Below are 10,598 nucleotides of genomic sequence, written 5' to 3'. Positions count from 1 at the left end.
TATCCCGATGGACATCCAAACCGACGTATACTAGCTTTTTCATGGGACCAGTCCTCCGTGGTGGCTCTGCGCATTGTAAACGCAACTCCAGCGTAACCCACGTCAAACGTGAGCGACTGGTCCCAACCATTCTGTCTACCGAAATTATCGAGCGGTCGCATCACAGATCCGGCTCTAATTCGACCGCCAGGTTCGTCCACTTAGGCTTGTGCACGAGTTGTGTGTGTGCAAAGCGCCTTTTAACCTCGACAAGGTCGCGAAGCACCAGCGGCTCGTCGATATCCCCGTTGTCCCTGTCGACAAAAGCCATTGCGCCACGTCGTCGGGCGCGGTCCATGGCAATGATGGCCCACTCCTTGCGGCCCACCCTAAGCGTAAAACCGCCATCAGGCTGCGTGAGAGTGGACTCGTGATACCATTTGGGCGTCATCGTTCCGACATCGCGCCACATCGCTTTCCAACCGTCGCCGGCAACTTTTTGCCGAAACACATCGTTATCTTGAGGTTTCGGCCAGGGCCGACCATCGGCGTCGTGGGGCGTGCCGTTGGCCGACCAATACCAGGCCACGTCGATGTCCTGTGCCGCACGGCCATCGGCATCGACGACCCGGCCATGTACGACCCAAGCGTCGCCAACATCCGCCATAAGGCGTTTGTTGGTTGCAACAAGTGCAACAGTGAAGCACAACGGGAATACGATCCACGATCGCATGTCAGAGCCCCCTACCCTCGCAGGCCTGTCATCGGAACCAGAAAGTGACGGTGCTCACCGTCCTGGTAGTGTAGAGTCGCGAGGCGAGAAACGAAAGAAATTCCGGCCCGCTGAGAGAAATACAACCCGAAGACGACGCCGACCAAGAGCTACATGGCGGGAGTGTTGACAAGAAAAGGTGATGTGAAATGAGCGGGGCAATCGATCACGGCTGCGGGAGCCGCCCACGATCGATCGCAGTTCTTCTACCTTCTACCTTTCCCTTGCGCCGCACGTCGTCTCCGGGGTTGTTCCAGGGCGCGGGTCCCCGTGCGATACCACGACCGTGGTCGCTGGGTTGCCGCCGTGTCACCATCGAATCTGCTGCCGGGTGCGGGAGGGCGATCTCGCCGCACCACGAAAAATCGTTTGCTCGTACTTCCCGCCGCCGAGAGGAGCCGCTTCCGTCGGCGGCGCGACGCCGATCCAACCTGCCGGGTCCGGCATCGCGAGCTTCGCGAGATGGCTCCTGACCGCTGTTTCATTTTTGGCCCTCGGCCGTCTCGGGCACCTGCCCATCGTTTACCGCCACGATGGCCACGCGGTGACGATCGGCATAGCGGATGACTTCCGGCTGATCGATAATGATCGTGCGCCCTGCTTCCACAGCCAGGCAGGAAGCACCGGCTTCGACCATCGACTCGAGCGTTCCGAGTCCAATCGTGGGCACGTCGAAGCGCATATCTTGCTTGGGCTTGGCAACCTTGACCACGGTGAAGCCCGGCGCACAAAGTTGGCCCGCGCGGCGAATGCACGCATCGGTTCCTTCGATCGCCTCGACTGCCAGGGCGGCACGCCCCTTGATGGTCACGCTCTGACCGATATCGAGTCGCCCCAATTCTTTGGCCATCGTCCAGCCGAATTCGATGTCCGTGGCTTCCTGCTTGGTGGGGCCGCGTTTGGTCAATTTCCCGAGCTTCACGAGTAACTCCGGTAGAAAATCGGTTGCCGGCGCGAACGTGATTCCGTCTTCGGCAAAGGTATCGACTACAGCGTTCAGCAGCGTGTCGTCGCGGCGATCTTTTTTCGTGGTGGCAAAATGGGGATAGAAAGTGCGGATGGCGCGCCAGTCGGGCAGGTGCTTGATCCAGGCCCACGATTGGAACAGTAGAAACTTGTGGATCTTGCCCGCCATAGTCACATGGTTGACGCCGTGCTGACGAAAGAAACGGACCGCGCCGCCGATCTTGGCCAGGCCGACCCAGCCGAAGTGATGGCTTATGTCGGCAAGTGCGGGATCGGCGTGCCCTTTCACACCCAACACGAATACTTCGTACCCTTGTTCACGCAGAGCTTCGGCAATGACGACTGGGTATCGACCCCAGCCAGCCAGGATGCCCACTTTGCGCGTGCCGGCTGGTAAGGACGAACTTGTGCGAGGAAGCACGTGCTGCGTGGGGCGCTGCGGACTCACGGCAATCGCCGACGCGCTCGCAAAGGTCCCGCTGACGGGTTGCGTCTCGGTGTTCTGCATGGCTCGTTCTGTGCGTCCGTTCACGCGGCCTGTTTGCCCGTGCCGTGGGCAGCGAGCAATTTGTCGACTGCGGCCTGGATGGTTTTGATTTGGCGGCGTAGCTCGGGCAGCTTGGCGATCGTGCCCTGGATTAGCTTCTGATCGCGCTCGGGCGTGGCCGGGGCTCCTAGCATGTGCGCCCCTTCGGGCACGTCGGCCGTGATTCCTGCCATCGCGCCAAGTACGGCGCCGCGGCCGATGTGCACGTGGTCGCGCACGCCAACCTGGCCCGCCATCACTACGTAGTCGCCCGTCGTGGTGCTGCCGGCGATGCCGACTTGAGAGCAAAGCATGTTGTGGCGACCGATGCGGCAGTTGTGCGCCACCATGACGAGGTTGTCGATCTTCGTCCCCTCGCCAATCACGGTCGGGCCGTAGGTACCGCGGTCGATGGTCGATCCGGCGCCGACATCGACGTCGGCTCCCAGTTCGACCCAGCCAAACTGGCTGGCCAACACATGCCGCCCGTCGACAAACTTGTAGCCGAAGCCATGCGCCCCGAGCACGACTCCGGCATGAATTGTGGAACGCGGACCGACGATCGTATCTTCGTACAGCACCGCGTTAGGGTAGATCGTGACACCGGCTCCGATCTTGCACCCCGCCAGTATCTGGACTCCGGCGTGTATCGTGCAGCCATTGCCGATCTCGACGTCGTCGGCGATCGTGACGCCGGCGTAAACATCGACGTCGTGACCCAACTGGGCTGTGGCGCTGATCGTGGCTTTGGAACTGATGCCGATGCGCTTCGCTTTGCGCTGCGGGCGGAAGAGTGCCACCACGCGGGCAAACGCCGCGTGTACATCGTCCACCTCGACTGTCGGCAGCAGTCCGCAGGTGACACCTCGCGGGACGATTGCCGCTGCCGCGCGCGACTCGCCGAGTCGCGCCGCTTTTTCGGCGTTGTCAATCAGCGTCACGTCGCCAGAGCCCGCGTCGTAGAGCACGGCCACGCCGCGTATCGACGTCGTGGGATCTCCGACGGGTGTGCCGTCGACCAACTGCGCGATGTCAGTCAGAGTGTATGCCATATATCGGAATCCTTTCCGTAGCGGTCGGCCCGCGCCGGAACGCGGTCAGCTAGCACGCCGCTCGGGCATGGGGCTTCGAGCGCGGCGAGGAATGCTACCCCTTTCGCCAAAACCGGGCAAGATCGCTGAGATGGCCTGATCGAGCCGGCCTTTGCGGCTCAACGCATGCCGCTAGAATGGCTCGACGTTCCTAATAAATGACGCGTTTACCGGCGGTCGCCTGCGAGAATTCCATGAGCCAGCGCATCGTCTATTTCAATGGTCGATACGTTCCCGAGAGGGAGGCTCGCCTTTCGATCTACGACTCGGCACTGGTCATGGGGGACATGGCCTTCGAAGTGACTCGCACAGTACTCGGGCGTCCCTTTCGGCTCGACGATCATTTGGCGAGGCTGTTTCATACGCTGGATGCCTTGCGGATTGATCCAGGCCTGACCCAGAGCGAACTACGCACGATCAGCGAAGAATCGTTGGCCCGTAACTTGCCGACCGAAACGGCCGACGTCGACTGGAACATCATCCACAATATATCGCGAGGTCCGGTGCCGGCCTGTCGCGATGCGTTCACGTCCGAGGAATTGCGACCGACGGTTATCGTCAGCTGTTTCCCTCTGCTCGAAAAGCTCGCCGCGCTCGCCAGTTCCTATGACTCAGGCATCGATTTGGTGGTGCCGGCCCAGCGATCTTTGCCCGGCGATCTGCTCGACGATGCGCTCAAAACGCGCAGCCGTTTGCACTACCAGTTGGCGAACTTGCAGGCGGCCGAGATCCGGCCCGGCTCGTGGGCCGTCTTGGTCGACCCGGCCGGCCACCTAACCGAAGGCACCAGTGGCAACGTGTTTGTGGTACATCACGGAGCGCTTGTCACCCCGCGGGCCGAGAATCTATTGCCCGGGCTGACGCGGCAAATGGTGATCGATCTGGCCGCCCAATTGGGCATTCCCTGCCGCGAGACCGACTTAACGCCCGAACAGGCGGCCGCGGGCGACGAGATGTTCATGACCTCGACGAGCATCGGCATCCTGCACGTACGCAGCTTCCAGGGCCGCTCGATCGGTGGCGGAGGTATTGGCCCGGTTACGGCCCGATTGCGCGCTGGGCTGTGCGAGGCGGTTGGGATCGACTTTGCCGCCCAGGCGGCGCGCTATGCGGCCGCGGCCTCGCGAGCCTGAATGCCTGCGGCAATCGCGCAACCTCCCTTGGAGGCCAAGATTAAACGTCGGCCGTCGAATACTCCCGCGGTGGCGTTGATCTGGCGTCGTGTCGCCCGAAGACTAGAATGATCCCATTCTGACACGGAGGCAACGTTCTCCGGCAAGCCAAGCGGGGCCGCCTAGGAGTGCGGAGCCGCCCAGGAGTAATGAGGAGCAAAGAATTTCGTGCCCAAGACATCACCGGTCAAAGACACCGGCCGAGGCCCAGGGACTTACACTCCCGAAGGTATTCCGCTCAGAGATCCGCTGCTTGCCGCCGTGCTCGCCTGGTTGATTCCCGGCGCCGGGCACTGGTATCAGGGACGGCGCTCGAAGGCGGTGTTGTTCTTTGTCTGCATCCTGGGGACGTTCTTCTACGGCTTGTACCTGGGCGAAGGGCGCGTCGTGTACGCTTCGATGCGGCCCGAGGACCGGCGGTTCCCCTATTTTTGCCAGGTTGCGGTTGGCATTCCAGCCTTGCCGGCGCTGGTCCAGGCGTACCGCGTGAACCACGGCAAAGAGCCAATCAATTTTGGCTTTGGCGACAAGTTCATGGTGCCACCGGGCATCACCAAGCGCGGGCTTGACGGCCCCAACGAATTGGACGATTTGCAGAAGCGGTTGAACCGCTATTTCGAGCTTGGCACCGTCTACACGATGGTGGCCGGGTTGCTCAACGTGCTGGCTATCTACGACGCTTGGGGCGGACCAGCCGAGCCCGACATGCCGGCGAAAAAAGAGGATGACGACGAACGGCCACCGGCTGCCACCGGGCCGCCCGAACAGTAATTGCCGGTTGTCCATGGCGCTAGCAACCGCCAGGTACGCCGGACTGCTGCTCCTGACCGAGAGAAATAAGCTGGTGCAGGGCAACGCCCGAACCGTTGATTACCGACTACTGAATCCAGGTTACTAAGCTCTTCATGCTGAACTTTCCGCCACTCGCGCTGTTTGCTATCGCCGGCAACGATCTATGGTTTGCCGCGCCGCTCGTGATCGTGATCAGCCTGGTCTATGCCGCCACGCGCCACGAGCAGAACGATCACATTCTGGTCGCCGCCGCCCGTATCGGCACCTGGATCTGTGGCTTCATGTTCGCCATCTTCGTCGTGTTGGCGCTGATGTCCTGGCAACTGTAGCTAGGCGTCGCGCGGCACTTCGAAAGTCTCAGAACTCGTTCACCGTTCGAGAGCTCGGCCCTAGGGGCACCGTCTCGGGACGGCAGCCAAACCAGCTCTTGGGGCGGCACTTCTAGGGCGTGATGCCAACCGTTGCTCTGGCGCGGACTAGAAGCGGCATTCCAGACCCGTGCTGATACCTTGTACCCATAGGTCGGTCTCTTGGAATTTGAACAAGGGGCCGGGCGTGCCTTTCAACGTACCGTTGTTGCCCTGCGTGGGGTTCACATACAAGTCGGCCTGTTGCGCCGGACGGACTACGCGGCTCCAGTATATAACGTCGTAACCGATGGTTACCCGCCAGGCCGGCGAGAGGTTGTAGCCGATTTTCAATTCCATCTGAGGCACCAGAGAGAACACGCTGTGGCTGTACGTGCCAATGTTAGTCGGCATCGCCAACAACCCGCCGCTGGTAACGTTTTTCGACAATCCACCAGGGGCGGTATCGCTGGTTTGGCCATTAATCGTCACGCGTTCGTTCGTTCCGCCGAAACCCAACCGGCCAACACCCGAGAATGTCCAGCGGTTAGCCCGGGCCTCGGACGACATACCCAGCGTCGCCCCATAAAAACTATTCGACGTCTTGAAGGAATCGCTGACGCCGATGACCGAGCCTTGGGGAATCAAGCCGCCTGACTGGATAATGTTCGACGTGGAGTTGACTCCCATATTCTCGTACAGACCGAGGTAGCGGAATCCGTACAGGAAGTCGAGTCGGTGGCTGCGGTCGCAGTAATTGCTGTTGTAGAGAATGTTCTTCGTCAGATGCACGCCAGCTCCCAGAAAGTTGCTGGTGTTGCTGACGTTGATCGTGCCCGTCCGCAATCCGGGGGCAGCCACCAACAACGAGTCCTGCGCGCTGGTGTTGAGATTGTAGAACGGTCGCGCCAGGATGGTGCTGCCATCCGACGATTGGCTGAAGTTGCTGTTGATCGTTCCTAGACCGAACCATTCACCTTCAACCCGCGTGGTCGGGCTGATCCACCAACCGATGGCCACGCGTCCGCCCGAACGGGCGTTGGTATTTACCGCATCGTTGCCATAGAGAATCGAGGTGCCGGATTGATTCAGCACGCCGGCCTGTGCCGGCGCGGTGCCTGAGGGGCTCGTCGTAACCAAGGGAGGCAACGACTCGCCGGTCATCCACCAGGCCAGGTACTCGGCGCGGGCGTAGACGGCGCCCCGACCGGGTCCGCAGCCGCCGCAGGGACCGCACGTCCCGCACGAGTCGCAGTCACCGCCATATTCCGGCCCGCCGACAGAGTTCGGACCAAAATCGTAGCCCGATCCGTCACCGGGTCCGTAATTGTCGTAAGGCGTGTAGGCGTCGCCCGACCCGCCTTCTTCCGAGACATAGCTCTCGCCCGCTGAGTATCCATCGCCGGGGCCTGAGTTGTACATCGGCGGAGGGCCCGCGTTTCCGCCTGAGGGCTGTTGCCAATTCGTGCGTTGCACAGAGCTCTGGCTATTGGTCTTTTGAAGCGGTTGTTGCTTCCAATTGTCGTAGGTCACACGACCAACCGATTGCGTGGTGGCCTTTGACGCCGCGGCGCTCTTCATGTACTGCCGCTGCGGTTTAGGTCGGCGATAGGCGCTGCCGTTCTGTTCGTTCGGAGCGCGCGTCTGCTGCCAGGGAGGTTGCTCCTCTGACGACTGCGCGAGACCAAAAGTTGCTGGCAGCATCACGAGTGCCGCAAGCGGTAGCAGAGTCTTGTACAGCCTCGCGGTCATGAGAGACCCCCTCAAGCGTTTCAACTCTCCAAGGCCTTGACGGTGCCGTTCACCACGAACGACCCGACAGTTCGCATCTGCCGCGAACGCCGCCCCACCCCCGAATGCCGCTGGCGAAGACAGGCTTCGCCCGAGGCGTGGCAGTTGACAGCCGCTGGCACTTGGCAACGTGTAAACTTTGACGAATACATTCTCGGCGTTACAACCGGCAAAGTCTGAGCATATTTTGCGACCGGCACGTTCGTTTGCCAGAAATCGCGGCATAAAGTTCCCGTCTTGCGCAGCCCTTCGGCATGGCGGCAAGAAACTGGGAAAACCGCATAGGGCTGGCTAAATCTGCCTACGCACTACCGGCTCTCGCCGAGAGTGCCAGAGCCCGTCAGGCGATTCGCAACCGGAGGAGATACCGGAATCCGTCCTGCCCTTCACGCCGGGCGGTCCGTGACGGGCCGCCGGCGTCTGCTGGCATAACAGAAATGCGAGGCGGCAAACGCGCTTCGCCAGGCTATTCGCCGAAGAAGGGAAACAGCCGCTTCAACTCATCCTTGCTCGGCTTGCGGCCGTACTCGCAGATCTCGAATGCCTCGGTGTACTGCACCTTGTCGGCCTGCTCTTTGCCATACCAATCCGCCAGCAGCGTGCGAAACTTCTGCGAGTTCCCGCGGTTGCGTCCGCCGAGGCCGGCCCGCACCAGCTTGCGACGCTCGTCGACCTTGGCGGGGTCGCTGGGAATTAAATCGACCGAGCCCAAAGCGCCCCCTTCGTAGAATTGCGATTCGATGAGCATCAACGCGTCGAGCTTTTTATCCATCACGCTGTCGATCGCCACGGCAACGTCGGGCTGAAAAGGCGTCGGCTTCTGAAAATTGTCTGGGTAGAACAGAAACACAGGATTCTTCTTCAAGGGGGGCGTATCCGGCGCAAAAAAAGGCACCGCAACCATGTAGGCCACGTCCTGCACCAGCACGCCGGTATAGCGATGGTCGGGATGATAATCGTTCGGACGATGACTCATGACGATGTCGGCATTCCACTCGCGAATCAGCCGGGCGATGGTGCGGCGATTGTCGAGCGTGGGCAACAGTTCGCCATCGTGGATGTCGAGCACCTCGCTCGTGATGCCAAGCGCCTTCGCGACGGCGCCGACTTCGGCCTTGCGACGCTGCGCCAATGGACCGCCAGCTTCACGCCAATGTCCGATGTCGCCGTTGGTGACCGAGACGAACTTGACGCGATGTCCCTTTGCGGCCCACATCGCGGCCACACCCCCCACCTGTAACTCGCAATCGTCCGGGTGCGCCCCAAAGCAAATGATGTTCAGCGGCGCGTCATCGGCAATCGCGGCATTGTGCGACAGCCACAACGCGAGCCCAAAAATTGTTGGCAGTACGCCACGAATCACGGTTCTCATGGAGACTCCTCAGGTGTCCGGTTTGGACCTTCGCAATTCATTCAGCACAGGGCGAACGGAGATAGGTTCGCCATTCCACCAACTGTGCGGCACCACATAAGGTAGCGGCAGAGTTTCTAGGGCGGCACGCTCGTCAGATACAAATCGTGTTTGCCTGCACGTTCGCTCACAAGGATTAGCTGCCTACCATCAGGATGCCAATCGGGGTAGTCGTCTCGTTCGGAGTTTTCCGTGATGCGCTGTGGTACGGAACCGTCGGCCTGCATAACGTACACCTCAGCGTTGCCGTCGCGATGGCTGGTAAAGGCGATGCGCCGTCCGTCGGGTGAAAAACGCGGTCGTATGTCCTGAAATGGGCTGTCGGTGAGACGGCGCACGTCCGATCCATCGGAACTCATTCGATAGATCTCGAAATTGCCGTCACGACTGGAACCGAACACGATCGACTTGCCGTCTGGCGCGTAGGATGGCCAATTATTGATACCGCGTGAATCGGTAAGTGCCCTCCGGTCGGTATTGTCGGGCCGTGCCGAAAAAATCTGCTGCCTGCCCGTTTCGGCGTATGAGAACGCTACGCGCGAATGATCCGGTGCCAGCGCCGGGCTGCGATAGCCGCAAAAACCGTCTGCCGGCAGTATCTCGCCCAGCTTCGTTCCCCGTCGATTGCAGACGACGACGCTTACGCTTAGGGCGCTGCGCGTTTTGAGATAGGCGTAACACTCGCTGTCGAGGGAGCAGGCCGGCTCAAATTCCGATGTCGAGGCCGTGGTGTTCAGCGGACTATTGCTGCCATCGGCCACTACCAATCGGCGGAGTTGGTAGAGGGACGGCGTCACCAATTCAGCGAAGACAAGCTCAGCGCCACCGTCGCGAAAAACCGGGCTGAACTTCAGTCGCCCGTCGCGCGTGACCCGCACCGTGTCGCCCGCCTCGGCCTCTGCGATAAGTGCGGATGCAACGGTGCATAAAAGGAAAACCGCCAGGCGATTACAAGAGGCCATCAATGATCCTTCCGCCGGCAAGGACGCTCATTTCCTCGCGCGCCTGGATATCGATGCCTGCCAGGTGGGAAATGGTCGTGCCGACCATTAGGGGCGAGATCGGTTCGCTCGTGGGCTGCTCACCCCGCGCGTCGCTCGCGCCAATCACGCGGCCAGGCTGGACGCCTCCGCCAGCCCAGATCGAATAGTAGCAAGCCGGCCAATGGTCGCGTGCCGCGCGACCATTGATCTTCGGAGTACGTCCGAATTCCCCCATCATCACGACGAGCGTGTCGTCGATCAGACCGCGCTCGTAAAGATCGTCCAACAAGGCGGAGAAGGCTCGATCGAGGATCGGACAAAGTTGGTCCTGCAACAACTCGAAATTGTAGATGTGCGTATCCCAGCCAAATTCAAAGCCAGGATTCAGCGCCTCGACGTGGCGACTGTAATTCAACTGCACATAGGGCGCGCCGGCTTCCACCAGGCGCCGCGCCAGCAAGCTGCTCTGCCCAAATGTGGTGTACCCGTAGCGGGCCCGCGTCTCATCGCTTTCCCGCGTCAGGTCGAAGGCTCGCCGTGCGGCCGGATCCAACAGCAGGTCGTAGGCCGAATTCATGTTCCGCGCCCAATCACGCGGCCCTTCGTGCGCGGCTTGCCGTGCCGCCGTATCAAGCTCGACTAGCAACTGACGGCGGTCTTGGATGCGTAGCGGGTTTAGCCCATCGAGCAATTTGAGTGCCGGCAACTCGACCTCACTCGCCTCCGTGCAACCCACCATGAACGGGTCGTACGCTCCCGAGAGCGTGC

At 61.0% G+C, this 10,598-nt stretch carries 10 protein-coding genes; 3 read left to right on the top strand and 7 right to left on the bottom strand.

The genetic code is table 11. The annotated features are described in order from the left end of the window. Positions 1-160 precede the first annotated feature (160 nt). From VGG64_10195 to lpxD, 3 genes are all read right to left on the bottom strand, one after another. Entirely contained in the window at positions 161-646 is a 486-nt protein-coding gene (locus VGG64_10195) for a hypothetical protein (GenBank protein ID HEY1599963.1), read from the bottom strand. Between the two features lie 586 nt (positions 647-1,232). After that, positions 1,233-2,225, bottom strand: coding sequence for a UDP-2,3-diacylglucosamine diphosphatase LpxI (gene lpxI, locus VGG64_10190; protein ID HEY1599962.1), 993 nt, complete (start codon positions 2,223-2,225; stop codon positions 1,233-1,235). A gap of 20 nt (positions 2,226-2,245) precedes the next feature. Beyond that, positions 2,246-3,295 (bottom strand): UDP-3-O-(3-hydroxymyristoyl)glucosamine N-acyltransferase, encoded by a 1,050-nt coding sequence (lpxD, locus tag VGG64_10185; protein HEY1599961.1) that lies wholly within the window; start codon positions 3,293-3,295, stop codon positions 2,246-2,248. Positions 3,296-3,528: 233 nt separating this feature from the next. Here lpxD and VGG64_10180 point away from each other — a divergent pair, with 233 nt between their 5' ends. The 3 genes from VGG64_10180 to VGG64_10170 all read left to right on the top strand — a co-directional run bounded on the left by VGG64_10180 (position 3,529) and on the right by VGG64_10170 (position 5,627). After that, positions 3,529-4,467 (top strand): aminotransferase class IV, encoded by a 939-nt coding sequence (locus VGG64_10180; GenBank protein ID HEY1599960.1) that lies wholly within the window; start codon positions 3,529-3,531, stop codon positions 4,465-4,467. 207 nt (positions 4,468-4,674) lie between these two features. Further along, a complete protein-coding gene (locus tag VGG64_10175) occupies positions 4,675-5,277 on the top strand; it encodes a DUF6677 family protein (protein HEY1599959.1) in 603 nt (200 codons plus the stop codon). A 134-nt stretch (positions 5,278-5,411) separates the two neighbouring features. Further along, the gene (locus tag VGG64_10170) at positions 5,412-5,627 is read left to right on the top strand and encodes a hypothetical protein (protein ID HEY1599958.1); all 216 of its coding nucleotides are present in this window, start codon (positions 5,412-5,414) and stop codon (positions 5,625-5,627) included. Between the two features lie 147 nt (positions 5,628-5,774). Here VGG64_10170 and VGG64_10165 read toward each other — a convergent pair whose 3' ends face one another. The 4 genes from VGG64_10165 to VGG64_10150 all read right to left on the bottom strand — a co-directional run. Then, positions 5,775-7,397 carry a BBP7 family outer membrane beta-barrel protein gene (locus VGG64_10165; protein HEY1599957.1) on the bottom strand — a complete coding sequence of 541 codons (1,623 nt, stop codon included), beginning with the start codon at positions 7,395-7,397 and terminating at the stop codon, positions 5,775-5,777. A gap of 505 nt (positions 7,398-7,902) precedes the next feature. Continuing rightward, positions 7,903-8,808 carry a PIG-L family deacetylase gene (locus tag VGG64_10160; GenBank protein HEY1599956.1) on the bottom strand — a complete coding sequence of 302 codons (906 nt, stop codon included), beginning with the start codon at positions 8,806-8,808 and terminating at the stop codon, positions 7,903-7,905. Positions 8,809-8,924: 116 nt separating this feature from the next. Next, positions 8,925-9,809, bottom strand: a complete 885-nt coding sequence (locus VGG64_10155) for a hypothetical protein (protein HEY1599955.1) — start codon at positions 9,807-9,809, stop codon at positions 8,925-8,927. Further along, positions 9,796-10,598, bottom strand: an 803-nt coding sequence (locus VGG64_10150) for a DUF1501 domain-containing protein (GenBank protein ID HEY1599954.1), incomplete at its 5' end; no start/stop codon positions are given. The genes VGG64_10150 and VGG64_10155, both read right to left, overlap by 14 nt.

This window comes from Pirellulales bacterium (genome assembly GCA_036490175.1).
Taxonomy (GTDB): Bacteria; Planctomycetota; Planctomycetia; order Pirellulales; family JACPPG01; genus JACPPG01.
Note: the sequence above shows the minus strand (reverse complement) of the source record. Positions and strands in the feature narration are given on the sequence as shown.

Coding starts and splice junctions, on each gene's coding strand:
- VGG64_10170 (HEY1599958.1), top strand. CDS start 5,412: ATGCTGAACTTTCCGCCACTCGCGCTGTTTGCTATCGCCGGCAACGAT.
- lpxI (HEY1599962.1), bottom strand. CDS start 2,225: ATGCAGAACACCGAGACGCAACCCGTCAGCGGGACCTTTGCGAGCGCG.
- VGG64_10155 (HEY1599955.1), bottom strand. CDS start 9,809: ATGGCCTCTTGTAATCGCCTGGCGGTTTTCCTTTTATGCACCGTTGCA.
- VGG64_10195 (HEY1599963.1), bottom strand. CDS start 646: ATGGCGGATGTTGGCGACGCTTGGGTCGTACATGGCCGGGTCGTCGAT.
- VGG64_10160 (HEY1599956.1), bottom strand. CDS start 8,808: ATGAGAACCGTGATTCGTGGCGTACTGCCAACAATTTTTGGGCTCGCG.
- VGG64_10165 (HEY1599957.1), bottom strand. CDS start 7,397: ATGACCGCGAGGCTGTACAAGACTCTGCTACCGCTTGCGGCACTCGTG.
- VGG64_10180 (HEY1599960.1), top strand. CDS start 3,529: ATGAGCCAGCGCATCGTCTATTTCAATGGTCGATACGTTCCCGAGAGG.
- lpxD (HEY1599961.1), bottom strand. CDS start 3,295: ATGGCATACACTCTGACTGACATCGCGCAGTTGGTCGACGGCACACCC.